This is a genomic window from Candidatus Soleaferrea massiliensis AP7, from assembly GCF_000820765.1.
GTDB lineage: Bacteria > Bacillota > Clostridia > Oscillospirales > Ruminococcaceae > Soleaferrea > Soleaferrea massiliensis.
Genome location: NZ_CCYH01000021.1, coordinates 103,832 through 130,359, shown reverse-complemented (window position 1 = coordinate 130,359; position 26,528 = coordinate 103,832). Strand labels below are relative to the sequence as shown.

Genomic DNA, 26,528 nt, shown 5'->3' with positions numbered 1-26,528 from the left:
TTTGGTAGTGCGATGTTGTTCAGAATCTAAAACAGCGACATCTGGCTGCTTTCGGACATGCCGCTGAGCGCGCCCGATTCCCGCAGAATCTCGATGACCGCTTTGGAGACGCCGGCGCGGTTCATAACCTCGTCGATCGAAATGTACTCCCCGGCCAGGCCGGCCTCCTGAAGGCTCTTGGCAGCCGATTCGCCGAGTCCTTTCAGCGAGCAGAACGGCAGGCGTATTTTGCCGTCCTCGATCTTGTATTTGACCGCGTCGGACCTATAGAGGTCCACCGGCAGGAACTCACAGCCGCGGGAGAGCATCTCGTTGGTGACCTGCAAAGCCGTGTACTGCTCCTCCTCCTTCGCCGTGCGCTCGTTGCCCTTGCTCTTGAGTTCCTGCATCTTCATCTTGACGGCGCTTTTGCCGCGCACCGCGCTGATGGCGTCGAAGTCGCCGCCGCGCACCGTGAAGAAGACCGCATAGAACTCAAGAGGATAATACACCTTATACCATCCCAGCCGGATGGCCGCGATGACGTAGGCCGCGGCATGCGCCTTCGGGAACATGTACTTGATGGTCTTACAGCTCTTGATGTACCAGTCCGGCACATCGTGCTCCTTCATGGCCGCGATATGCTCGTCGGTCATGAGCTTGGGCGCCAAACCCTTTCGTGTGATCTCCATGATCTTGAACGCCATGTTCGGGTCAAGGCCCTTGTGGATCAGGTAGAGCATGATGCTGTCACGCGTTCCTATGACCTCGGAGATCGTGCAGGTGCCGTTCTTGATCAGGTCCTGCGCGTTGTTCAGCCAGACATCGGTTCCGTGTGAAAGCCCGGAAATCTGCAGGAGGTCCGAAAAGCACTTCGGCTGGGATTCGATCAGCATCTGGCGGACAAACGGCGTGCCCATCTCCGGCAGTGCAAGGGTGCCGGTGTTGCAGTCGATGTCTTCAGGCGATACGCCGATCGCTTCGGTGGAGGTGAACAGGCTGATGACCTTCGGGTCACTCATCGGGACATCCCCGATCTTGACGCCGGTATAATCCTCCAGATGCTTATACAGCGTCGGAACATCGTGTCCGAGGATGTCGAGCTTCAGGATCGTGTCGTGCAGCGAATGGAAGTCGAAGTGGGTGGTCACGACGCCCGATGCCGCCGAATCGGCCGGATGCTGCACCGGCGTGAAGTCCTCGACGTCGTATTCCCGCGGCACGACGACCATGCCGCCCGGATGCTGTCCGGTCGTGCGCTTGACGCCGGTGCAGCCCTGCGCCAAACGCATCTCCTCTGCTTTATGCACAACGCGGCCGGTCTCTTCCATGTACTTCTTGACAAAGCCGAACGCCGTCTTCTCCGCAACCGAAGAGATGGTGCCGGCCTTGAAGACATGCCCCTCGCCGAACAGCTCCTCGGTATACCGGTGCGCGTTGGCCTGGTATTCGCCCGAGAAGTTGAGGTCGATATCCGGCGCCTTGTCCCCGTTGAACCCAAGGAAGGTTTCGAACGGGATGTCGTGCCCTTCCCGCTCAAGCTCTGCGCCGCAGTTCGGACATTTCTTTTCCGGCAGGTCGAAGCCGGAGCCGACGCTGCCGTCGGTGATGAACTCGCTGTAGCGGCAGTGCTTGCAGACATAGTGCGGCGGCAATGGGTTGACCTCCGAAATGCCGGACATCGTTGCGACGAACGACGAGCCGACCGATCCCCTTGAGCCGACCAGGTAGCCGTCGCTCTCGCTCTTGGCCACCAGCTTCTGCGCAATCATATAGAGCACGGCGAACCCGTGCTTGATGATCGAGGTAAGCTCCCTATCCAGACGGTTTTTGACGACCTCGGGAAGCTCCTCGCCGTACATATCCCGCGCGCGCTGCCAGGTGATGCGCTGCAGGTCCTCCTCCGCGCCGTCGATGGTAGGCGTATAGGTTCCGTCCGGAATCGGCTTGATCGTCTCGACCATGTCCGCGATTTTATTGGTGTTCTCGATTACGACCTCATAGGCCTTCTGCGCGCCGAGGTACTGGAATTCCTTTAACATCTCGTCGGTGGTTCGCAGGAACAGCGGCGGCTGCTGTGAAGCGTCGGCAAAGCCCTGGCCGGCCATCAGCACCTCGCGGAAGATGCTGTCCCGCTCGTCCATAAAGTGCACGTCGCAGGTCGCGACGACCGGTATGCCCAGCTTCCCTCCGAGATTGCAGATGGTGCGGTTGTATTCCTGCAGCGTCTCCTCGCTGTCCACCGTGCCGTTGCGGATCATGAACAGGTTGTTGCCGATTGGCTGAATCTCCAGATAATCGTAAAACTTTGCGATTTCGCAGAGTTCACCCCAGGGCTTTCCCTCGACAATCGCGCGGTACAGCTCGCCTGCCTCGCAGGCGCTGCCGATCAGCAGTCCCTCGCGGTACTTGATCAGCTCGCTCTTCGGGATGCGCGGTTTCTTAAAGAAATAATTCAGATGAGACTTGGAAACCAGCGTGTACAGGTTTTTGAGTCCCGTCAGATTTTTGACCAGTATGATCTGATGGTAAGGCTTCAGCTTCTTTGGGTCGCTTCCGCTGAGCTTGGTGTTGATCTGCTCGACCGTCTCGACGCCGTATTCTTCCTGCAGGCGCTTTGACAGGATGACGAAGATATCCGCCAGCACCTTCGCGTCGTCGCAGGCGCGGTGATGGTTGAAATCGGGCAGCTTCAGATGCTTTGCCACAAGGTTCAGCTTATACCGCTTGAGCTCGGGCAGAAGCGCGCGGCACAGCGGGATGGTGTCCATATAGGAATATGTAAACGGCTTGTCGTGCCGCTTGGCCGCCGCGCGCAGGAACGACACGTCGAAGTTTGCGTTGTGCGCGATCAGCGTCGCATCCTCGCCGCAGAATTCATAGAACATTTCGAGCGCTTCCAGCTCCTTCGGCGCATCCTTGACCATATCGTCGGAGATGCCGGTCAGCTCGGTGATGTTGTAGGGAATCGCCTTTTCCGGGTTTACAAAGATGTCGAAGGTATCGACGACCTCGCCGTTTTTCAGCTTGACCGCGCCGATTTCGGTCATCCGCTCGGTGGCGGGCGACAGGCCGGTGGTCTCCAGGTCAAAGACGATAAAGGTGTCGTCCAGCCGCCGTTTGGATTTGCCGTCCACAACCGGCACCATGTCGTTGACAAAGTAGCTCTCGATGCCGTAGATGATCTTGAATTCCCCGCCGTTCTTGCGGATCTTATTCACGGCGTTCATCGCGTCCGGATAGGCCTGCACGACGCCGTGGTCGGTGATGGCCAGCGCCTTGTGGCCCCACTTGAAGGCCCGCTCGACCAGCTTGTCGGCCCCTGTGATGCCGTCCATTGAGGACATATTGGTATGCAGATGCAGCTCCACCCGCTTTTTCTCGGCGGTGTCGGTGCGTTCCACCTTCTCGACGATCATGACGTCGTCCGGCATAATCGAGTATTCGTTGTCATATTTATCGTATTTGACGTCGCCCTGTATCAGGATGGTTGTGCCCTTGGTGAGCATCTCGGCCTTTTTGGATTTTTCCTTGTCCGCGATGATCTTGAGCGAGTAGGACGACGTGTAGTCGGTGATGCTGTAGAAGAAGATGCTGCCCTTGCCGTCGCGGAATTCGCGCCGGTCGGTCCAGAAGATATCGCCCCAGATGACGACCTTGCCGCTGTCCGGCGACAGCGATTTGATCTCCACCGGCCGCTGTTTGATCGCGCGGCCCAGCACGAGCTTCGCGCTCTTCGGGTCGAACGGCAGTCCGTTGCTGTCAAACTGCAGCGAGGACTTTTTCATTGCCGGCCTCTGCTGCCCGCCGGACGCGGATCCCGACGCGGAAGCGGCCGGGGCATTGCCGGACGGCTTCTCCTGCAGACGGACCGGCGGCGCGGATTTCACGTCGATGATCTCCTGATAGTGCTTGTCGTCGATCTGCAGATCGAGCACACCGTCGAACCGCACCTCCACCATAATGCCGAACTCATCGCGCAGGATGTTCCGGATCATCTCGGCACAGCGATTCTCGGTCAAAATCTTGTGCCCGCCGTGCCGCAGCGTGACGGTGAGAACACCGTCCATGTACGCGGTGCCGCAGTTCTCAAAGAAGCCGTTGCACAGCACGTTCCGGTGCCGCAGCTCCTCGACCACCTCCGGAAAATAGTCGGAGGTGAACAGTGTTTCATCATACACCGGCAGGATGCGCACCACGCCAAGCTGCAGATTTTCACACAGGTCGTGTTCACAGCTGTAGAGCATCTTCTTTTTGCGCAGCGTTTGGTATTTTACCCGCAGCGTGAGAGAGCGGTCTTCCATCTCCGCCTGCATGGCTAGAATCTCCCCGTCGCCAACGGCGTCCATCAATATTTTATCGGTTACAAAACTCCCGATGAGTTCTTTCAGTGCGGCCAATCCATCTCTTCCCTTCTACATCCTGCCGATCTCTTCGAGCAGTTCCCTGACAATATCCTCTTCGCGGATTTTGCGCAGGATCTCTCCTTTTTTAAACAGCAGCGCGCAGCCGTCTCCGCCCGCGATGCCAATATCCGCTTCTCTGGCTTCGCCCGGCCCGTTGACCGCGCAGCCCATGACGGCAACCTTGATCGGCTTTTCCACCGTTTCCAGCGCCCGCTCCACCTGGTTGGCAAGCGAAATCAGATCGATTTTGGTTCTGCCGCAGGTCGGGCAGGCGACGATCTGCGCGCCCTTGTCATATTTTCCGATAGCTTTTAGGATATCCCGGGCCGCCGCGATCTCCTTGACCGGATCGGCGGTCAGCGATACGCGTATCGTATCCCCGATGCCGTCGCACAGCAGCGAGCCGATGCCGACCGAGGACTTGATCAGTCCCATCCGTTCGGTGCCGGCCTCGGTCACACCGAGATGCAGCGGATAGCCGCAGGCTTCGGACATCAGCCGGTAGGCTTCGATCATCGTCGGGACATCCGACGCCTTCAGCGAGATCACAATATCGTGAAAGTCGAATTCCTCAAGCAGGCCGACATGGTACAGCGCGCTTTCCACCAGCGCTTCGGGCGTCACCTTTCCATATTTCTCAAGCACATGCTTCTCAAGCGAGCCGGAGTTGACCCCGATGCGGATCGGCACTCCCTTCGCTTTGCAGGCGTCCGCCACCTCTTTAATCCGTTCTTTCGAACCGATATTGCCGGGATTGATGCGAATTTTATCGATGCCCGTTTCCAGGGACGCAAGTGCCAGACGGTAGTCAAAATGGATATCCGCCACCAGCGGGATCTCTGTTTTTTCCTTGATTGCACGGATCAGCCCGACCGCCTGCATATCCGGAATGGCCGCCCGCAGGATATCGCATCCGGCCTGTTCGAGCTGGACGGCCTGCCTGACGCTGTTCTCGATATCATTCGCCGGCACATTCAGCATCGACTGAATCAGGACCGGATTTCCGCCCCCCAGTACTTTATTTCCCACCTTCACCGTTCTGGTCATATCATTCTCCTCATCCGAAATAACAGCATATTTTTCTTTTTATCTCTGTACACAGCCACCCCGACTTCTTCGGTGCCGCTGATAAAACAAAAAACCGCCGAAGGAACCAGTTTTCCACGACGACAATCTGTCTCAAATGTGCATATTTTCAAGCTTCCTGCAGACACAATGGCTGATACAAAAATCCGCGAACTGTCTGCATACAAGCCCAACGATGTTTGCTCATCTGTTCTTTATATATTATAACACAAACCGGGTAAAGATCAAGAAAATCTCCCCGATATTTTACGGACGCAAAGCCTTAAATGGAATACTGCGTTTAGAAGATAGAACCAAAACCAGTTGCATACTCCTGTCATGGTGGAATGACGCATGGGTGAGGCCGATCTGCCGGAGCTTGCACAGCCGGGCAGAAATCCTGTTCCTTTAACCCCTGTATTGTGAATATGTCTTGGACGCCGATTCGCCGCTTTTTATACCTCTTAAAAATATTGTAGATATACACCGATATCCAATCCGGATATTGCACATTTTCTGTGTTGTATCATAGATTCTGGGAGGTGGATATGATTGACTATCAAGTGTTTAACCGTACGAATTGAAGAAAGCGAACTTCGCAAAATCCGCTTTGTATCAGACTACGACGGACGTTTCTTAAACAGGCAGATACTGATTTTAATCCGAAAAAATATCATGGTGTTTGAGGCTGAACACGACAAAATCTCCGAGGCGATATTTACAGATATGAACGGTAAATCCAGCGCGAAAAACAAAAATAGAACGCTGTAGTTCAGCGCACTATTTCAATTTATCAAGATAGGTTGGCAGGGTGATTGTTGTAACGCTGTGGTACAGCAGTTTTACTGTGTTTACCAAGATACCTTGGCAAAGTGGTCGTTACTTCTTTGCCGGCCAAAGAAGTAACCAAGAAAGGCCGTTCAAGGGGGCCATGCACGGTGCCGCTCCTAGCCAGATGGCCCCCTTGAAAATCCCCTCTGATATCCCATTACCTGTTTCGGCCGCCTGCGGGCGGCGTTTTGTTTTTGGCTGGGTGGTTGGCATAGCTAGCAGCGGACGCTTACGATCTCTGCGACAGTCTTTCCAGGTACCCCAATTCCCGTAGCTGCTGCGTAAATTATCTTTTGTCGTAGAACACTGTAGGCGATTGCCCCACCGCCAGGTGGTTCGGCCGCCTGCGGGCGGCGTTTTGTTTTTGGTTGGGTGGTTGGACATAGCTAGTAGCGGACGCTTACGATCTCTGCAACAGTCTTTCCAGGTACCCCGATTCCCGTAGCTGCTGCGTAAATTATTTTTTGTCGTAGAACGCCGTAGGCGATTGCCCCACCGCAGGTGATGTTCCATGGCAGATGGCTGCTAGATAACGGTTCATTTTTTATCATGAGGATATCTTAAATAAAAAAAGCAAAGGAGACTTCTTTCCGGAAGGCTCCTTTGCTTTCTTCTATCATTTAACCGCCGGTAATCAACCGTGCAATATCGTTGAACGTAACCGCAATCATCAGCAGGAACAGCAGCAGCAGGCCCGCTAGATGCACATACCCCTCATACTCCGGCTTGATCGGTTTTCTGCGGATGCCCTCGATGATCAGGAAGACCAGACGTCCGCCGTCCAGTGCCGGGAATGGAAGCAGGTTGAATACACCGAGGTTGATCGTGATGAAGGCAATCATCAGGAACAGCGAACTCAGTCCCATCGAGCTTGCCTGCCCGATGGCCGTCGCAACGCCGACTGGCCCGGACAGCTGGTTAAACCCGAAGTTTCCGGTGATCAAATCCAAAAGTGACGTCCAGACAACCTTGATGATCGCGCCCGTCCAGAAGAATGAATGGTGCACCACATTCAAAAAGGTCTTCTCCTCGCCTTTGACCTTGAAGTCCAGCTGAATGGTTTTGGTGCCGTCCTCCAGCTCCTGCATGTTGAACTTAACCGCATCCAGCTTGACAATCTCATCGCCGCGCAGGACCTCCATATCCACAACGCCGTCCTTGTCACGCATCAGCGCGTACAGGATGTCGTAGTCGATGTTGGTCTTGTTGCCGTTGATCCGTTCGATGATATCCCCGGCCTGCAGGCCGGAGTTCTGGCTGATGCTGCCCTCATTGAACTTCGCAACCTGTGTCGAGCCGATCAGGTCCTGACTGGAGGTCAGGCACAGCAGGATGATAAATCCGAGCACGATGTTTGTCAGCGCGCCGGCAACGACGACCAGAATCCTGCGCCAAACCTTTTTATTGCAGAACGCCCGTTCGTTCAAGCTGCCCTCGTCTTCGCCTTCCATTTTGCAGAAGCCGCCGATCGGGAAGAGCCGCAGCGCGTAGGTGGTTTCGCCCTTGCCCCATTTGAGCAGCGTCGGGCCCATGCCCAATGCGAATTCATCGACCTTGATGCCGTTTAACTTCGCCATCAGGAAATGGCCCAGCTCATGGATAAAGATCAGCGCCGCGAAGACCAGAACCGCTATCAGTACTGTCCATACAACACTCATATTGTATCACAACCCATTCTATCGAATTTTTGTCAATACCGCTTCGCGCGCCGTCCTGTCAGCTTCCAGAACATCCTCCACCGTGTAGCTTCCAGTGGAAACGGATACGTTCAGCGCGTCCCTGACCAGTTCCCCGATCTGCAGGAACCCGATCTCATGATCCAGAAACAGCTTGACGGCCTGTTCGTTCGCACCGTTGACGATGCATGGATACAGTCCCCCGCGCCGGATGGCTTCGCGGCAGGCGGGCAGGCACAGGAAGGTGTCCTCATCCGGCTCGCCGAAGCTCAAACTGCCCAGTGAAACGAGATCCAGCGGCTTGACCGGGGAGACAAACCGTGCAGGCCAGGTCAGCGCGTACTGAATCGGGATGCGCATATCCGGTACGCCCATCTGCGCAATGACGCTGCCGTCCACATAACGCACCATCGAATGCACAATGCTTTCGCGGTGCACGACGATTTCGATATCCTTCGGGTCGACATCGAACAGCCAGGCCGCCTCGATCAGCTCAAGGCCCTTGTTCATCAGCGTCGCACTGTCGATCGTGACCTTCGCGCCCATCTGCCAGTTTGGATGGGTCAGGGCCTGTTCGACCGTGATCGACCGGAGGGTCTCCTTTTTGCGGCCGTAAAACGCGCCGCCGGAGGCCGTTAATAGCAGTTTATGCAGATATTCTTTAGAATTATGCCCCGCCAGGCACTGGAATATAGCAGAATGCTCGCTGTCGACCGGCAGAATCTTCACATGGTTCTCCCGCGCGGCCTGCATGACCAGCTGCCCGCCCGCGACAAGCGTCTCTTTGTTCGCCAGCGCGACATCCTTCTTCGCCCCGATGGCGGCAAGGGTCGGCCGCAGCCCCACCATGCCGACCAGGGCGTTCAGCACAAGGTCGTTTTTCTGCAAAGACGCGGCCTCACAAAGTCCGTCCATGCCGTACAGCACGGTGACGGAGGTTTCACGAAGCCGCAGTTTGATCTCTTCATAGGATTTTTGATCGGTGACACAGACGTAAACCGGCTCGTACATCCGGACCTGTTTTTCGAGCAGGTCCATGTTGGTGTGCGCCGTCAGAGCCAGTACCTTGTAGGAGGGCGCGTTTTCATCCCGCTTTGCCAGCGCGTTCAGCTTGTCGATGACATCCAGCGCCTGGGTGCCGATGGAACCGGTGGAACCGAGTATCGTAATATTTTTCATAACAACCTCCAACTTTCCCGCCGCATCACATCGGCGAAACCAGTGGGATAAACTGTATCAGGATGTACATGGTGGGCGCGACAAACAGCATGCTGTCGAGCCGGTCAAGAATGCCGCCGTGCCCCGGCAGCGCGTTTCCAAAATCCTTGACCTCATTCTGACGCTTGATGACCGACGCCGCGAGGTCTCCCAGCACGCCGACCACAGCCAGAACCGCCGCGATCAACGCCAGCCACAGGTAATGGATCTGGAACTGCGTACCCATCGAGAAGATGACCTGCTGGTAGATGTAGGCGGTCAGCAGCGTTCCCAGCACACAGAAGACGAAGCCGCCGACGGCGCCCTCCACCGTCTTGTTCGGGCTGATCGAAGGGATCAGCTTGTGCCTGCCGAAGAACTTGCCGACGAAGTAGGCGAAGATATCCTGAATCATCGCGGCGACCAGGATGATCAGCAGGTATAAAAGATTAAATTCCGTGATCATGTCGCGGATATATAAAAACGTACTGAACGCGTACGGAATCAGCATACTTGAAAAGAACGCGATGCTGAGTTTGTCGAATCTCAGCTTCGGATACTGGATGATCATCAGCACCAGCAGCACGCCGGCGAACACATATGGTGCAAGGCTTCCATACGGGGAAAGGAACCCACCGCGCAGAAACGGCACCAATGCCGCAAAAAGAAGGGATGTGACCAGTACCGGGGTGTTGTCCCGCACCTTGCACACATCAAGCATTTCCAGCACCGCGCCCACCGATACGAGCGCGATGACAATGTCAAATACAATGGTCTGATAAAAGAACAGCACAACGCTTAACAGCGCAATGCCGACGATGCCTGTAATGATTCTTTGTTTCATGTTTTCCTCCCATAGCAGCCGATCTTCTGTGATGTCCCAGGATATGCGCTGATCCCGCCCGGCAGCGCGGCAAATGAGTCGGGAGCGCGTTGCGCTTCCTATGTAACAGGTATGCAGTTTATCTTTGGCTGATGCATCCACCCGATATATGGCCGTCAATCTGCTTCCATTCAACCGAACTGCATTTCATATGCCTTTATAAAACTGATTCTGTATATCGAAATTCGATTCCGCCGTACACGGATGCATCCCGCCTGCCGGCAGACGCGGTCCTGTGTCCCGGCATGCCGCCGTTACACACCGCCGAAGCGGCGGTTCCGGCGCGAATACTCCTCGATGGCCCGGTCCAAATCCTTCGGACCAAAATCCGGCCACAGCACATCCATGAACACCAGTTCGGAATAGGCGCTCTGCCACACCATGAAATTGGAGGTTCTGAACTCCCCGCTCGGCCGGATGATCAAATCCGGAGCGGGCTGGCCCGCTGTATACAGAAAGTCTTCCAGCGTCTGCTCATCGATATCACTGGGCTGCAGGGCGCCGTCTTGAATCTTTTTTCCAATCTCCCGGACAGCGTGGACAATCTCGTCCCTGCCGCCGTAGTTGATCGCAAAGTTGACGGTCAGCTTGTCAAAATGCGCGCCCTTCTCCTCGGCTTCCTCCATCAGCGCAACGATATCGGGGGCAAGACCGCTCCTGTCCCCGATAAATTTCGTTCGGATCTCCTCTTTCTGATGGTTGGTGATATCCTTGAGATAATTGCGCAGGAGGTTCATGATCGAATCCACCTCGTCCTGCGGACGCTTCCAGTTCTCGGTCGAGAAGGCGTAAAGCGTCAGATAACGCACGCCGATGTCGCGCGCATATTTACAGATCTCCTCCATCGCCTTCGCACCGTACCGGTGCCCGGCTTTGCGGGGCAGGCCGCGCTTTTTCGCCCATCTTCCGTTGCCGTCCATGATGATGCCGATATGGGCCGGTATCACCATTTCCTGCCGGGGCCCTGCGTTCTTCTTCATAAAAAACATAGCCTGCCTCCTCAAAAAGTCCGATCACGCTGCCGTGATGGGTTAGATGGTCATGACTTCCTTCTCTTTGCTTTCCGCCAGCTTGTCAAGTTCCTTGACATACTTGTCGGTCAGCTTCTGGATGTCGGTTTCAATATCCTTCAAATCGTCCTCGGTGATTTCAGACTTTTTCTTCATGCCTTTGAAGACCTCCATCGCGTCGCGCCTTGCGTTGCGGACGGCGATCTTGGATTCTTCACAGTATTTGCGGATCTGCTTGCAGATCTCTTTTCTGCGTTCCTCGGTCGGCTGCGGGAACGTGATGCGGATGACGCTGCCGTCGTTGGTCGGGTTGATGCCGATGTCGGATGTCTGGATGGCCTTCTCAATGCTCTTCAGCGTGGATTTGTCCCACGGCTGGATGACCAGAATGCGCGCTTCGGACACACTGACCGCCGCCATCTGGTTGATCGGGGTCGGCACGCCGTAGTAATCCACCATAATTTTGTCGAGCACCGCCGGCGTCGCGCGTCCGGAACGGATGCTGTCGTACTCGCGGGAAAGGGCCGAAACGACCTTATCCATCTTGTGTTCATATTTACTGTAGTCTACACCTTCCATATTTGGCATGACAATTCCTCCTTAAACATTATCAGGCACCGTTAAGGCAACATAAGAAAAAGTTCTGAAGAGACGCTTGTTTTATAAGCTTTCAGCCTTTTTGGTTTTTCTCCGCTTCTATGGCGAAGGAAAAACCACTTCCATACTATTTTTTTATGTCAGCTTAACATAGCCCATGATCAGTTCTTATAAAAAGCCCGCCGGCTTTTATTCCTTGACAATGGTGCCCAGATCCTCGCCCTTGACAGCCTTTACGATGTTCTGCGGATCGTCGATCGAGAACACCAGCAGCGGGATGTCGTTGTCCTTGCACATCGAAGCGGCGGTCGAATCCATGACGGCCAGCTCCTGGTTCAGCACCTCTTTGAAGGTCAGCTCGTCGTAGCGCACGGCATCCTTGTTCTTGTTCGGGTCGCTGTCGTAAACGCCGTCCACCATGGTGGCCTTCAGAATGATGTCCGCGTCGATCTCCGCAGCCCGCAGCGAAGACGCCGTATCGGTTGAGAAGAACGGGTTGCCGGTGCCGCAGCCAAAGATGACCACCCTTCCCTTTTCCAGGTGGCGCACCGCACGGTTGCGGATGTAGGGCTCCGCAATCGCCTGCATGGCAATCGCCGTCTGTACGCGCACATCCACCCCGAGCGCCTCCAGCGCATCGGCCAAGGCCAGCGCGTTGATGACCGTCGCCAGCATCCCCATGTGATCCGCACGGGTGCGGTCCATCTGTCCGCTGGAACGTCCGCGCCAGAAGTTGCCGCCGCCCACGACAATTGCCATCTGGGCCCCCAGATCCGCGCATTCCTTGATGGATTTGCAGATGTTGGTGACAACGCCGTAATCCAATCCGAATTTACTCTCCCCTGCAAGTGCTTCCCCGCTTAATTTGAGCAAGATTCTATGATACTTCAGACTCAAATCCCAAAACACTCCTTCCATGACGTTTCAATACTTTTCCTCATAAAAACGGGCAATGGTTCCGCCTTTGTTTCAGAACGATCATTGCCTGTATCATATGCTATGGCTGTCTTCCATTTTTGGAAGAAAATAATTGCATACATTATCAATATATATTTTACAATAAGCTTTGTTTTATGTAAAGAGGTTTCCCTCAGTTTTTTCTGCACTGTGATGTTTATTTACACTTTCCCTACAAACAGGCTACAGTTTTCCGGAACGATTCTACTCATACGTTACCATAAAACATGGATCGTTTCTTCATCGTTTTGTGACAGGAAGATGAAAAAAGCGGGCCTGTTAAGGCCCGCTGAGGTGGTCAAGAAATTGAAAAGCGATATTTTTGTCAGGCAGGGTATCTGTGTCGCTGTGGCGCAGCGGCTTTACGCTGTTTACCAAAATCCTTTGGCAATGTGGCAGTACCTTCTTTGCCGGCCAAAGAAGGTACCAAGAAAGGCCGTTCAAGGGGGCCAGCTGCGCTGGTGCACGCGCTACGCGTCACTGAAATAAGAAAAGAGCCTATGACCAACACACTGCAACAACGCGGCAGAAAAAACGGCGCAGCCGAGCGCCCCACCGCAGGTGGTGGCCCCCTTGAAAATCCCCTCTGATATCCCGCTACCCGCTTCGGCCGTCTGCGGACGGCGTTTAGCTTTGGTCAGGGTGGCTGAATGGCTGGCAGCGGACGCCTACGCTCCCTGCAACGGTCTTTACCGGTACCCCAATTCCCGCAGCCGCTGCGTAAATGATTCTTCGGCCGAAGAACGCCAAAGGTGCTTGCTCACTCCATCGCCCTTTCAGGACCAGTGCCATTGCTGTTAAATAGGAAGCGGATGCTGGAGATGTCATCGGACTGAACGACTTTGTTTTCGGCGTGTCAGCCAGGAATCGATCAGTCTGTCGACCAGAAATCCGATGGCGATGCCTAGCAGCGCGCCAACCAGAACGTCGGTCGGGTAGTGCACGCCGACATACATCCTTGAAAAGCCAACCAGCGAAGCGACGGCCATCGCAATGACGCCGAGCTTTTTGTTGGCGAACAGCAGCACCGTCGCAACCGTGAACGCCTGCTGCGTGTGGCCGGACGGGAAGGAATACCCAACCGGCGGCAGAATCAGCGGCGGAAGGTCGTGACTGATGAACGGGCGCGGCCTTGCAACCAGCTCCTTGATGCCGAGATTGACAAGACCGGTTACGGCGACGGCGGCCAGACAGATCAATCCGTACTTCCGTGTCCGGCGGATGCACAGAAGCACCGCGCCGATCAGGATGCACAGCGGAATCCCGAATCCATGGAAATCCAGAAACGACATGACCGGGTCGAGCGCCGGATGAACGATGTGCGTCCGGATAAACTGCAGGATCGGCAGGTCGAAATATTGAAGCATCGGACACCTCCCTGTTGTAAAAAGCAGCCTTATGCGAAGGGGCCGCCGTACACGATGATCTCAGTGAACACAGTATATAATAAGCGGTTGTACAAGTTGATCTCACGAACACATTATGTGGTAACAGCATCAACCGCAGCTTCCCGCAAAGAATTCACGCGGTGCATCCCTGAGATGATAAGGGACTGTCATATAAAAAGCGGAGAACGCATACCGCATCCGCTCACGAATCCGGAAAAATGTGTTGGCAAACCCGTGTGAAAAAACAGTAGACACCCATGCAAGGTATCTACTGCCAATTTGATCGTTATTTGACAAACACTCATCCAATCAGCTCATTGACGCGGTAGCAAAGCGTCATCAGGCTGTCGCCGAGATGCACGTTCTCCACAATCACGTTTTCGAAATCGACGGTCAGGTCGTAGTGAGAGAAGTTCCAGAATCCCTTGACGCCCAGTTCCACAAGATGATTCGCCAGATCGCGCGCCGTCTGCTGCGGTACGCAGAGCACCGCCACAACCGGATGATGCTGTTTGCAGAAGCTGTCCAGATTGTCGATATTTTGAATGGTGAGACCTATAATCCTCTGTCCTATGATGTGTGGATCGACATCAAATATACCCGCCAGATGAAATCCGATCTTTTCGAAGTTCATGTGCTTGGTGATCGCGCGTCCCAGATTTCCGGCTCCGATCAGGATGGTTTCAAACCCTTTGTTGATACCCAGGATGTTTCCGATCTCCACATAGAGCGCGGAGATGTTGTAGCCGTATCCCTGTTGTCCAAAACCGCCGAAGCAGTTCAAGTCCTGTCTGATCTGTGAGGCGGTCAGCCCCATGCGTGCAGACAGCTCCTTCGAGGATATACGCTCCACGCCGTTTCTGAGAAGCTCCCCGAGAAAACGGTAGTACCGGGGCAGGCGGCGTATAACCGAAAGAGAAACATTTTGATCTTTAGGCATATGTACCCCCATCTGCGGTATTCTTAGATGAATCTATGCCGCTCAATGAATTCTGATATCCTGCAAAGACGCCCATTTACAGCCGAACGGCCGTAAATGGGAGGTCTTTCATCATCAGTGGTTTATAACGTTTCGATGACCGACATGACATAGTCGCCGAAAGCTTCACAGGTGCAGCCCGTGTCGCGTCCGGTGATGGTCAGCTTCTTTTCCTCATACATGCACTTGTCCAGCGCGCGTTCGAGCTTATCCGCCTCGGCCTGATAGCCGATGTGGGACAGCAGCAGCACGGACGCTCTGAGCATCGAGCACGGATCGGCGTACTGGCCGCGGCCTTCGTTTACCATGCGCGGCGCGGAGCCGTGAATGGCCTCGAACATCGCATAGCGCTTGCCAAGGTTCGCGCTGCCGGCGGTTCCGACGCCGCCCTGCATCTCCGCGGCTTCGTCGGTGATGATGTCGCCGTAGAGGTTCGGCAGGATCATAACCTGGAAATCTCTTCTGCGCTTCTCGTCAATCAGCTTCGCGGTCATGATGTCGATGTACCAGTCATCGGTCTGGATGTCCGGGTATTCCTTACCGACATTCTGGCAGAGCTTTAAGAACTTGCCGTCGGTCGTCTTGACAACGTTCGCCTTGGTGACAATCGAAACGCGGTTCTTGCCGTTCTTCTTCGCATAGTCGTAGGCAAGCCGCGCGATGCGCTCGGTTCCCTCGGTCGTGGTCAGCGTGAAGTCGAACGCGACCTCGTCGTCCACCTCAATGCCAGAAGAACCCATCGTGTAGGCGCCCTCGGTGTTCTCACGGAAGAAGGTCCAGTCGATGCCCTGCTCCGGAATCTTGACCGGGCGCACATTGGCGAACAGGTCGAGTTCCTTTCTCATGGCGACGTTCGCGCTTTCGATGTTCGGCCACGGATCGCCGGCGCGCGGGGTCGTGGTCGGGCCTTTCAGGATGACATGGCAGCTCTTGAGTTCCTCAAGAACATCGTCCGGGATGGCCTTGTTCGCCTTGACGCGGTTCTCGATGGTCAGGCCGTCGATGACCTTGAAGACGATTCTGCCCTTCTCGACATCCCCTTTGAGCAGGTAGGAAAGCACCCGCTGCGCCTCATGGGTGATGATCGGGCCGATGCCGTCGCCGCCGCAGACGCCGATGATGATCTGGTCCAGTTCCTCGTAGTTGACAAAATCCTTCTGCGCCTTCATCTTCTCGACGCGGGCCAGCTGCGCTTCGATCAGCCTGGCAAATTTTTCAGCGGCAACGCTCACTTTATTTTCCATGGATTTTCCCTCCGTATCCTTTTTGTTGGGCGGCCGGGGAAGGCCTTTGCCCTTTCCGCCGACCGTGTTCGTGTGTTGGCGGGAGATGGCTTGAGCCTTCAGACCGGCCGCAATGATATCGTGACCGAAAAGGCGTTTCTCTATTCCCGTTTACATGGCTGGGAACAAAGCCTTTACGCTTTGTCCCTTGTATAGTTCAGCAGGCCGCCAGCCAGCAGAATATCCTTCTGACGGCCGGACAGCTCGCAGGTAACTTCAATGTCTTTGCCCCTGGTTTCATTGCGCAGGATGATCGGTTCGTCGTTCACAACGTGCCGGCGGATGTTATCCAGTGTCAGGCTGTCGCCCAGCTCGACTGCATCGTAGTCCGCTTCGTTTTTGAAGACCAGCGGCAGGATGCCGGCGTTGATCAGGTTTGCGCGGTGGATTCTCGCGAAGCTCTTGGCCACGACCGCCTTGATGCCGAGGTACAGCGGCACGAGCGCCGCGTGCTCGCGCGAGGAGCCCTGTCCATAGTTCGAGCCGCCGACGATGATGCCCTTGCCCGCTTTCTTTGCGCGTGCCGGGAATTCCTCGTCACAGGCGGTGAAGCAGTAGTTCGAGAGCTGCGGAATGTTCGAACGGTACGGCAGCAGCTTTGCGCCGGCCGGCATGATGTGGTCGGTCGTGATGTTGTCGCCGACCTTCAAAAGCACGTCCGCGCCGATGTTCTCGGCAAGCTCGTCGGATGCCGGGAATTCCTTGATGTTCGGTCCGCGCAGGACGACGACCGACTGCATATTCTCTTCGCTTTCCGGCTCGACGATCATGTTGTCGTTGATCAAAAACGCCTTCGGCATCTCGATCCTCGGCGCTTCGCCCATCGTGGTCGGGTCGGTCAGCACGCCTCTCAGGGCGGAAACGGCCGCGGTCTCCGGCGAGAGCAGGTAGACGCCCGCGTCCTTGGTGCCGGAACGGCCCTCAAAGTTGCGGTTGAAGGTCCGCAGCGAGATGCCGGCAGAGTTCGGGGACTGGCCCATGCCGATGCACGGTCCGCAGGCGCTTTCGAGAATCCTCGCGCCCGAGGCGATCAGGTCGGCCAGCGCGCCGTTCTGCGCGAGCATATTGAAGACCTGCTTGGAACCCGGCGCGATCGAGAGGGACACATCCGGATGTACGGTTTTGCCCTTTAAGATGCTCGCGACGGTCATCAGGTCGGTGTAGGAGGAGTTGGTGCAGGAGCCGATGCAGACCTGGTCGACCTTCATGCCCGCAATCTCCGAAACCGCCTTGACGTTGTCCGGCATGTGCGGACAGGCAACCAGCGGCTCAAGCTCAGAAAGATTGATCTCCAGAACCTCGTCGTATACGGCGTCCTCGTCGGCCGACAGCGCCTGCCAGTCACCGACGCGTCCCTGCGCCCGCAGGAACTCTTTGGTAATTTCATCGGACGGGAAGACCGAGGTCGTCGCGCCCAGCTCCGCGCCCATGTTCGTAATGGTCGCGCGCTGCGGCACGCTCAGGGTCTTCACGCCTTCGCCGGTGTATTCGATGATTTTGCCGACGCCGCCCTTGACGGTCAGCCGGCGCAGCACCTCGAGGATGATATCCTTCGCGGCAACCCAGTCGTTCAGTTTTCCGGTCAGGTTGACCTTGACCATCTTCGGCATCGCGATGTAATAAGCGCCGCCGCCCATCGCGACCGCGACATCCAGGCCGCCCGCGCCGAACGCCAGCATGCCGATGCCGCCGCCGGTCGGGGTGTGGCTGTCCGAGCCGATGAGCGTCTTGCCCGGCTTGCCGAAGCGTTCCAGATGAACCTGATGGCAGATGCCGTTGCCCGGACGGGAGAAGTAGATGCCGTGCTTCTTCGCGACCGAGCCGATGAAACGGTGGTCGTCCGCGTTTTCGAAGCCCGACTGCAGGGTGTTGTGGTCGATATATGCAACGGAGCGCTCGGTTTTGACCCGCGGCACGCCCATCGCTTCGAATTCGAGGTATGCCATGGTGCCGGTCGCGTCCTGTGTCAGCGTCTGGTCTATTTTCAGGCCGATCTCGCTGCCGACGGTCATTTCACCGTCGACCAGATGGTTTTTGATAATTTTCTGAGCCAAAGTATATCCCATTTTTTTGCCCCTTTCTGCTTTGCCGGGCCGCCGTGCGCTCAGCACTGGACAGCCCAATGACTTTCGGTACCATTGTACAACACGCACCTATTTATTGTCAACATTTTAACGGATTAAAGTAGATGAAATGCGAAGAAAAGTTAAAGAATGTATAAATTCAGGTTAAAAATAAACTTGTATTCGACTGCAAAGGTTGTTATAATAAATTGTTAGAGCAAATCGTTTTTATGCAGTCCGGCAATTGCTATTTTTGCATTTTTCCGCTCATCCGTCCGAGGCTTTTGGTATATCTGCGGCTCTTTTTGCAGATAGTATACTGTAGTGTTTTTCCCCGGAAAAAAAGAAACATACAGTGCCTGAAACCGGGCAGGAGGTATAAAAACGATGACAAATGAAAACAACCATCTTCACAACCCCAATGAGCAGCCGTCCCCCGATACAGAACAGGAAAATGATACGGAAAACACCGGCAGCAGCGAACAGACCGAACAGATTGTGCAGACCGGCTCGATCACGGCCGCCCGCGGCAGGCATGTCATCCATTGTCTGACGATCATCGGACAGGTGGAAGGGCATTACATCCTGCCCGCACAGAACAAGACCACCAAATATGAGCATGTGATCCCCGCGCTGGTCGCCATTGAAGAGGACCCGCGCATCGAAGGGCTGATCATCATCCTGAACACCGTCGGCGGGGATGTCGAGGCGGGACTTGCCATCGCCGAGCTGGTGGCCGGCATGAAGACGCCGACCGTATCGCTGGTGCTGGGCGGCGGCCATTCCATCGGCGTGCCGCTTGCGTGCAGCGCCCGCCGCTCCTACATCGCGCCGAGCGCGACGATGACAATCCATCCGGTCCGCATGAGCGGCCTGGTGCTCGGCGTGCCGCAGACCTTCTCGTATTTTGAAAAAATGCAGGACCGCATCATCAAATTTGTGTCGCAGAATTCCGGCATCACGGCCGACCGCTTCAAAGAACTGATGATGACCACCGGAGAACTGGCCATGGATGTCGGCACCGTGCTGGACGGCGAGAACGCGGTCCGGGAGGGGCTGATCGACGAGCTGGGTTCCTTACAGGACGTCATCCACTGCCTGTACGAGATGATCGACGAGCAGCAGGAACAGGAAAAAGGCCGGAACGCTGATGAGACGGCGCAGAACCCGCAAAATGAAGATCCGGCTGCCGCTTCCGACGATAAGCAGAATGGCGGCGAAACCGCCGGACAAACACAGGAACCTGCCGCCAAAGATGAAAAAGGCAGGAATGCCGGAAACGGCAAGGCTTCCTCTACACGAAGCGGCAAAAAATCCGGGAACAAAAAGAACTCCTCTGAGAAATCCGGCAACGCAAAGACGTCCGCCGAAAATCCAGCCGCCAATATGAAGACAGAAAAATACGGGCAGGAGCAAACGGGCAGGAGCCGCGGAAAAATGGGTCTTGCTGAACAGATAGAAAACAAGCGGAATTTTGATGCTGTGCAGGGCATCAGCCAGCAGCACCATATCAACACGCATGCGGACAGTCAACAGGAAAATCGTGCTGGAAAGGCCGCCGCAGAAGCATATCATACCGACATGCATACAGACAGTCAAAGCGGAGGTGTTTCTCATGACGCTGTGTCCTCATCGCCCGAGCCTGTCGCGGTGCTGAGACAGAATGTCAACGAGACACCGGATTCATACACCTCCTATTGGGTGGGCGCAAAGGCGCGGGCTTTGGACGACGCGGCGGAGCCGTTTATGCCGGCTGCCGTATCCGAATCCCTGAAAAGCGCTGACACGGCGCGGCATACCGCATCGAGTCATATAAAACCGGACAGATATGACGGCTCCTTATCCTCCCAACTCCCTGGTTCTTCTTCGGCGAGTTGGGGCATGGAGAACAAAGCCGACACGGTTTCCGAAATCCTTACGCCAAAAGCGGGTGCGCTGAAGCAGGAGCCTGCGGCGTCTTCCATTTCCCCGTATGCGGTGAAGCCGGCTGAGCAGGGCACCGAACAGACCCAGACCGACCCGCGCGCGCTGTCAGAGGAGATGCTGGAATATGCCGCCATCCATGAAATTGAACCGGAGATTATCTCCGACTTCGAAGACTGGGAGGGATAACCATGCTCTACACGGTGGTTCCCATCGAGCTGTTGAGCTATCCGGCCGAGGAAGCAAAAACCGAATTTAAAAACATCACCGGCGGCATGCTGGAGATGTGCAAACAGGACGATGGGTACAAGGTCGTCCGGCTGATCTCCACCGATCCCAAGATGTATCTGGACGACCAGTACAGCCCCGGCAGGACGTATCAAGACCGTCATTAAAACAGAAAGACCATCTCTGCGGCAGAAGGAAGCGCTTTTGCCGCAGTTCTCATACATAGGGATATCATCATCGTAAGTATATGGAGGTGTGGGCGCATTGGCATCCCGAAAAAAGCCGTCAACCCAAAAGGCCCGAAGCAAAGGCCCGGTTCTCAAAAAAAAAGAGCCGCAAAAACCCCAGCAGAACAAGATGCGGCGGCAGATCTCATCCATCGTGCTGTTCGCCGTGGGCATTCTGTTCTTCTTCCTGACCTTGATCGCCGGGCAGAGCGTCTGGAATTTCTTTCATCAGATGGTGCTGGGCACCTTTGGCATCTGTTCGTACATAATTGCGCCGATTCTGATCTATGTCGCGGTGCTGCTGGCGATGGAAAAGGAGGTCGGATCGGCCGGTCCCAGGCTCTGGCTGGCGTTTGCCACGCTGCTCGCACTGTGCGGGCTGATCCAGCTGTTCTTTAACGGGCAGCTGCAGGGCAACGGCTTTCTGGAACAGATCAGCAACCTTTACCGCGCGGGCGTATCGCTGCGCGGCGGCGGCGTCGCGTCGCTGATCACCGGCATCTCGTTCCACGCGCTGTTCGGCAAGGCCGGCGCGATCATCGTGAACATCCTGCTGCTGTTCGTGCTGATCATGGTGCTGACCGGCCGGACGCTGATTCAGTTCCTGCGCGCCGCGATGAAGCCGGTCAAAAAGGTCGAACAGAAGGTCGCGCCGCATTTCGTCAAGGAGAAAAAGAAGAAGTTCAACATCGACGTCGAAATCGATGAGAACGGCGACGCTTATCCGGTTCATCCGGTGCAGTCGGACAAGGGGTCGGTCGAGGATATCCTCGAAGCCGCGAAAAAAGAACACGAAGAACATATGGGCCGTTTCCGGCGCAAACAGAAAGGCGATGAGGACGCGGCATTCACCACCCCGACGCCTACGCCGCCGATCGACGAGCTGGTCAGCAAGGCGGTCAAGCAGAGCGAAGAGGTCAAACAGGAAACCGCCAGGGCGGTGCAGCGCGAGGAAACAAAGCCGCCTGAAAACGTCCAGAGCGTCTACAACAAGCCGCCGATCAGCATCCTGAAGGAGGCGAAGCCGGTCAATGAGCAGGGCACCAGCGAGGAACTGAAGGCCAGCGCGTCGCGGCTGGTCGACACGCTCAAGAGCTTCGGCGTGGAGACGCGGATTGTCAATATATCGAAGGGTCCGGCCGTCACGCGGTATGAACTGCAGCCGTCGGTCGGTGTGAAAATCAGCAAGATCACCAACCTTTCCGACGACATCGCGCTGAATCTCGCGGCGGCCGGCGTGCGCATCGAGGCGCCGATCCCCAACAAGTCGGCGGTCGGCATCGAGGTGCCGAACAAGCATGTCAGCATGGTCCGCATCAGCGAGGTCATCGGCTCGCGCGAATTCCTGCAGGCGAGAAGCAAGCTGAGCGTCGCGCTCGGCCGGGATATCGGCGGCAGCGTCTGCGTCGCGGACATCGCGAAGATGCCGCACGTGCTGATCGCCGGCGCGACCGGCTCCGGTAAATCGGTCTGCATCAACTCGATCATCCTGAGCCTGCTGTACAAATCCTCACCGGATGAGGTGCGGTTTCTGATGATCGACCCGAAGGTGGTCGAGCTCGGCGTCTACAACGGCATCCCGCATCTGCTGGTGCCGGTCGTGACCGATCCCAGAAAGGCGGCTGGATCGCTCAATTGGGCGGTCAACGAGATGCTCAACCGCTACAAGCTGTTTGCTGAAAACGGCGTGCGCGACCTGAACGGATACAACAAGCTGAGCCAGCGGGAGGATCTGCCGATCAACCCGCTGCCGCAGATCGTGATCATTATCGACGAGCTGTCCGACCTGATGATGGCGGCGCCGAACGAGGTCGAGGACGCCATCTGCCGCCTGGCGCAGATGGCGCGCGCCGCGGGCATGCATCTGGTCATTGCGACCCAGCGCCCGTCGGTCGACGTCATCACCGGCGTCATTAAGGCGAACATTCCGTCGCGCATCGCGTTCGCCGTCTCCTCGCAGGTCGACTCCAGAACCATCCTGGATTCCTCCGGCGCGGAAAAGCTGCTCGGACGCGGCGACATGCTGTTCTTCCCGGTCGGCTACTCCAAGCCGGTGCGCATCCAGGGCTGCTTCGTCACCGACGGGGAGGTCGAGAAGGTCGTCGACTACATCAAGAACGGCGAGCAGGCGCTGTATGACGAACAGATCATGGAAGAGATTGAGAAGCGCGCCGTACAGCCCAAGGAGAAGCGCGGCTCCGCAAATTCCGCGCCTGCCAGCAGCGAAAGCGACGATCTGCTCCCCAAGGCCATCGAGTGCGCCGTCGAGCTGGGACAGATTTCCACGTCGATGCTGCAGCGCAAGATGCGCGTGGGATATGCCCGGGCGGCCAGCCTGGTCGACGAAATGGAATCCCGCGGCATCATCGGCCCGCTGGACGGCAACCGGCCGCGTGAGGTGCTGATCAACCGCCAGCAGTTCCTGGAGATGGGCTTTACCTCCGGCGATTCACTTTCGTAATGGAAATGATACTGTCCTAATCACTGTGGTTTTGATATACTATGGAAATAAATCCTATCACCGTGGTTTCGATACATCATGAAATGACGTTATTTTATCACTGTGGTTTCGATACATGCGACGGACCAGATGATACTCGATCTCCTGCATCAAGCATGGAGATAATCTACAGGATGTGCGGTCCGTCTGTACAAGGATAAAACATTCATCCATGACATTTGTTCCGGACAGCCCTGCGCCGTACGGACGAAGACTGAACCAAACCGGCAGATAACAAAGAAACAACAGGCCGGCGCATAAGAATACTGATATGCGCCGGCCGCATTGATCAATAGAGGATGTATCTGTGAAACAGTTTTTACCACTCAGAAAAGCTGACATGCAGCGGCGCGGATGGGATGCCGCCGACTTCATCTGTGTGACCGGAGACGCCTACGTCGACCATCCGAGCTTCGGCATCGCCATCACCGCGCGGGTTCTGGAAGCGGAGGGCTTTCGGGTCGGCATGATTGCGCAGCCGCTCAGCGACGCCGATTTCATGATCTATGGAAGACCGAAGCACGCCTTCTTTGTCACAAGCGGCAACATCGATTCGATGGTCGCCCACTATACCGTAGCCAAACGCAAGCGCAGCGACGACTTCTACAGTCCGGGCGGCAAGGCCGGACGCCGTCCGGACCGCGCTGTGATCACATACTGTAAAACCATCCGGCGGCTTTACCCGGATGTGCCCATCATCATCGGCGGGCTGGAGGCGTCGCTCCGCCGGTTCGCGCACTACGACTACTGGGATGACGCGGTGCGCCCGTCCATCCTGGCCGATTCCGGCGCGGACCTTCTGATCTTCGGTATGGGAGAAAACCAGACCCGGCAGATCGCAAACCGGCTTGCCGCCGGTGAACGGGTGGAAGACCTGCACGACATCCGCGGCATCTGCTATTTAACGCAGCTGTCCAGCCCGCCCGAAGAGGAGCATGTTTCCTGTGCCTCCTATGAGAAGGTGCGGGAAAACAAGCTGTCCTACGCCAAAGCCTGCAAGCTGCAGATCGACGAGCAGGACGCGGTCATCGGCCGCGCGGTCGTACAGAAGCATGGAGACAGGCTGCTGGTGCAGAACCGCCCGATGCCGCCGCTGTCCACCGAGGAACTCGACGCGGTGGCCGCGCTGCCGTATATGCGGTACTACCATCCGTCCTACGAACAGTACGGCGGCGTACCGGCCATCGAGGAGGTGGAATTCTCGGTCATCCACAACCGCGGATGCTTCGGCAACTGCAACTTCTGTTCGATCGCGTTCCATCAGGGACGGCAGATCACCTCGCGCAGCAAGGAGTCCATCCTCGCGGAGGCTTCGGAGATGGTCCAAAATCCGCGGTTCAAGGGCTACATCCACGATGTCGGCGGCCCGACGGCCAACTTCCGGAACCCATCCTGCAAAAAGCAGCTGACCAAGGGCTTCTGCAAGGACCGGCGGTGCCTTGCGCCGAGCATCTGCCCGGCTGTCAAGGTCGACCACAGCGAATACCTGGACATCCTGCGGGCGCTGCGGGAGATGAAGGGCGTCAAAAAGGTGTTCATCCGGTCCGGCATCCGTTACGACTACCTGATCCACGACAAGGACGACCGGTTCATGCGCGAGCTGGTCGAGCATCATGTCAGCGGACAGCTCAAGGTTGCGCCGGAGCACTGCAGCGCGGCGGTGCTCGACAGGATGGGCAAGCCCCATATCGAAGCCTACAACCAGTTCATGAACCGCTTCTACAGCACCACCAAAAAGATCGGCAAGGAGCAGTATCTGGTGCCGTACCTGATGTCCTCCCATCCGGGCAGTACATTGAGAGACGCGGTGCAGCTGGCACAATTTCTGAAGAAGCATAAAATCCGTCCCGAGCAGGTGCAGGACTTCTACCCGACGCCCGGCACCGTCTCGACCTGTATGTTCTATACCGGCCTTGACCCGCACACCTTGCAGCCGGTCTTTGTGCCGAAATCTCAGCATGAGAAGGCCATGCAGCGCGCGCTGCTGCAGTATTTCAAGCCGCAGAACCGCGCGCTTGTCGCCGAAGCGCTGTATAAAGCCGGCCGAAGCGATCTGATCGGCACCGGCCCTGACTGCCTGATTGGGCCCGACCGCTCCCGGCCGCAGGAAAAAACGCCGGAACGGAACCATCAAAACGGCGGCAGAGGCTCCTGGAGAGACTCGGGCGGCGGCAGATACGCTAATGGAAACGCAGACAGCGCCAAAGGTGCCAAGCGAAACGCAAGCATCGGCGGCAGTTACAAAAGGGGGACGAACAGCGGCAAAGGTTCCAAAGACGAATGGAATTCCCGCGGCGGTTCCGGAACCCGCGCGGATTACAAAGGCGGGCCGATGCATGCAGGGAAAGGAAGGGGGAAACCATATGGCTCGAAGAAAAGGAAGCCTTAGCGGCAAGCTGATGACCCTGATTGCGGCGGCGGTGGTGCTGCTGTCGCTCGGCGCGGCGCTGGCCATCCAATACGATATCACATCCTTCGACGGGCTGCTGCATGCGGTCGGCATGAAGGAATACACGCCCAGCACGGCGGACGCGTCGGTACATATCATCGATGTGGGACAGGGCGACAGCATTCTGATCAAGACGAAGACCAAAGCCGTGCTGATCGACGCCGGGGAGAATGACTGCGGCCAGACCGTGATCAACTATCTGAAGGGGCAGAATATCGGGAAGCTCGACATCGTGGTCGGCACCCATCCGCACTCCGACCACATCGGCGGCATGGATGACGTCATCGATCACATGGATGTGGACAAGGTCATCCTGCCGAAGGTCAAGGACTCGATTGTCCCGACCACCAAGTCCTATCTGGGACTTCTGACATCCATTGAAAACAAGGGGCTTACCGTGACGCCGGCCGCGGTCGGCAGCACCTACCAGCTCGACGACGGACTGCTGGAAATCCTGTCGCCGGACAAGCTCTACGATGAACTGAACGACACCTCGGTGGTCCTGCGCTTCACCTACGGCGACGAGGTGTTCCTGTTCATGGGCGACGCGACCGAGACGGTGGAGGACGACCTTCTCGCAAGCGGAACCGATCTGAAAGCAGACGTCATCAAGGTAGGACATCACGGAAGCTCCACCTCCTCATCCAAGAAGTTTCTGAAGGCCGTAGCCCCCGCCTATGCGGCGATTCCGGTCGGCAATGACAATTCCTACAACCATCCGAACAAGAAGGTGGTGCAGCGCTATGAAGATCTGGGCGTCCAGATATACCGTTCTGACCGGGACGGCAGCATTGTGTTTGAAACCGATGGAAAGGGCATCGCTGTAAAGACCGAAAAAGGGTCTAAAACGGCGGATAACAGCCCTGAACGAGATAAGGAGTGATCTT

Annotated in this window: 17 protein-coding genes and 1 pseudogene; 6 read left to right on the top strand and 12 right to left on the bottom strand. The window is 56.3% G+C overall.

Annotated elements, in window-relative coordinates:
• Window positions 1-26: 26 nt before the first annotated feature.
• Window positions 27-4,379 (bottom strand): PolC-type DNA polymerase III, encoded by a 4,353-nt coding sequence (locus tag BN348_RS04850; protein ID WP_040196584.1) that lies wholly within the window; start codon window positions 4,377-4,379, stop codon window positions 27-29.
• Between the two features lie 15 nt (window positions 4,380-4,394).
• Complete coding sequence (gene ispG, locus BN348_RS04845) at window positions 4,395-5,432, bottom strand: flavodoxin-dependent (E)-4-hydroxy-3-methylbut-2-enyl-diphosphate synthase (protein ID WP_040196582.1); 1,038 nt, start codon at window positions 5,430-5,432, stop codon at window positions 4,395-4,397.
• 570 nt (window positions 5,433-6,002) lie between these two features.
• On the opposite strand from ispG, the gene BN348_RS04840 reads away from it, so the two are divergent.
• Window positions 6,003-6,221, top strand: a complete 219-nt coding sequence (locus BN348_RS04840; protein ID WP_040196581.1) for a hypothetical protein — start codon at window positions 6,003-6,005, stop codon at window positions 6,219-6,221.
• A gap of 680 nt (window positions 6,222-6,901) precedes the next feature.
• On the opposite strand, the gene rseP is transcribed toward BN348_RS04840, so the two are convergent.
• From rseP to BN348_RS04785, 10 genes are all read right to left on the bottom strand, one after another.
• Entirely contained in the window at window positions 6,902-7,939 is a 1,038-nt protein-coding gene (gene rseP / locus BN348_RS04835) for an RIP metalloprotease RseP (RefSeq protein WP_040196579.1), read from the bottom strand.
• Between the two features lie 18 nt (window positions 7,940-7,957).
• Window positions 7,958-9,136 (bottom strand): 1-deoxy-D-xylulose-5-phosphate reductoisomerase, encoded by a 1,179-nt coding sequence (locus BN348_RS04830; protein ID WP_040196578.1) that lies wholly within the window; start codon window positions 9,134-9,136, stop codon window positions 7,958-7,960.
• A gap of 25 nt (window positions 9,137-9,161) precedes the next feature.
• Entirely contained in the window at window positions 9,162-9,998 is an 837-nt protein-coding gene (locus BN348_RS04825) for a phosphatidate cytidylyltransferase (RefSeq protein ID WP_040196576.1), read from the bottom strand.
• 293 nt (window positions 9,999-10,291) lie between these two features.
• A complete protein-coding gene (locus tag BN348_RS04820; protein ID WP_052446718.1) occupies window positions 10,292-11,026 on the bottom strand; it encodes an isoprenyl transferase in 735 nt (244 codons plus the stop codon).
• A 42-nt stretch (window positions 11,027-11,068) separates the two neighbouring features.
• Window positions 11,069-11,635, bottom strand: a complete 567-nt coding sequence (gene frr / locus BN348_RS04815) for a ribosome recycling factor (RefSeq protein WP_420885252.1) — start codon at window positions 11,633-11,635, stop codon at window positions 11,069-11,071.
• 198 nt (window positions 11,636-11,833) lie between these two features.
• Window positions 11,834-12,541, bottom strand: a complete 708-nt coding sequence (pyrH, locus tag BN348_RS04810; RefSeq protein WP_156136412.1) for a UMP kinase — start codon at window positions 12,539-12,541, stop codon at window positions 11,834-11,836.
• Between the two features lie 884 nt (window positions 12,542-13,425).
• Window positions 13,426-13,968, bottom strand: a complete 543-nt coding sequence (locus BN348_RS04800) for a phosphatase PAP2 family protein (protein WP_040196571.1) — start codon at window positions 13,966-13,968, stop codon at window positions 13,426-13,428.
• 322 nt (window positions 13,969-14,290) lie between these two features.
• On the bottom strand, window positions 14,291-14,929 hold the full coding sequence (locus tag BN348_RS04795) for a redox-sensing transcriptional repressor Rex (RefSeq protein ID WP_040196570.1): 639 nt from the start codon (window positions 14,927-14,929) through the stop codon (window positions 14,291-14,293).
• Window positions 14,930-15,051: 122 nt separating this feature from the next.
• The gene (locus tag BN348_RS04790) at window positions 15,052-16,212 is read right to left on the bottom strand and encodes an isocitrate/isopropylmalate family dehydrogenase (RefSeq protein ID WP_040196569.1); all 1,161 of its coding nucleotides are present in this window, start codon (window positions 16,210-16,212) and stop codon (window positions 15,052-15,054) included.
• Window positions 16,213-16,385: 173 nt separating this feature from the next.
• Window positions 16,386-18,317, bottom strand: coding sequence for an aconitate hydratase (locus tag BN348_RS04785; protein WP_040196568.1), 1,932 nt, complete (start codon window positions 18,315-18,317; stop codon window positions 16,386-16,388).
• A gap of 384 nt (window positions 18,318-18,701) precedes the next feature.
• Between BN348_RS04785 and BN348_RS14215 the strand changes: the two are divergent.
• From BN348_RS14215 to BN348_RS04760, 5 genes and pseudogenes are all read left to right on the top strand, one after another.
• A pseudogene (locus BN348_RS14215) lies at window positions 18,702-19,439 on the top strand (ClpP family protease); the annotation flags it as partial.
• A 989-nt stretch (window positions 19,440-20,428) separates the two neighbouring features.
• Window positions 20,429-20,632 carry a YlzJ-like family protein gene (locus tag BN348_RS04775; RefSeq protein WP_040196567.1) on the top strand — a complete coding sequence of 68 codons (204 nt, stop codon included), beginning with the start codon at window positions 20,429-20,431 and terminating at the stop codon, window positions 20,630-20,632.
• A 97-nt stretch (window positions 20,633-20,729) separates the two neighbouring features.
• A complete protein-coding gene (locus BN348_RS04770) occupies window positions 20,730-23,153 on the top strand; it encodes an FtsK/SpoIIIE family DNA translocase (RefSeq protein WP_478209978.1) in 2,424 nt (807 codons plus the stop codon).
• Between the two features lie 346 nt (window positions 23,154-23,499).
• Entirely contained in the window at window positions 23,500-25,581 is a 2,082-nt protein-coding gene (locus tag BN348_RS04765) for a YgiQ family radical SAM protein (RefSeq protein ID WP_052446717.1), read from the top strand.
• Window positions 25,556-26,524, top strand: a complete 969-nt coding sequence (locus BN348_RS04760; RefSeq protein WP_197068280.1) for a ComEC/Rec2 family competence protein — start codon at window positions 25,556-25,558, stop codon at window positions 26,522-26,524. The genes BN348_RS04765 and BN348_RS04760 overlap by 26 nt, the downstream gene beginning before the upstream one ends.
• The last annotated feature ends 4 nt before the right edge of the window (window positions 26,525-26,528 follow it).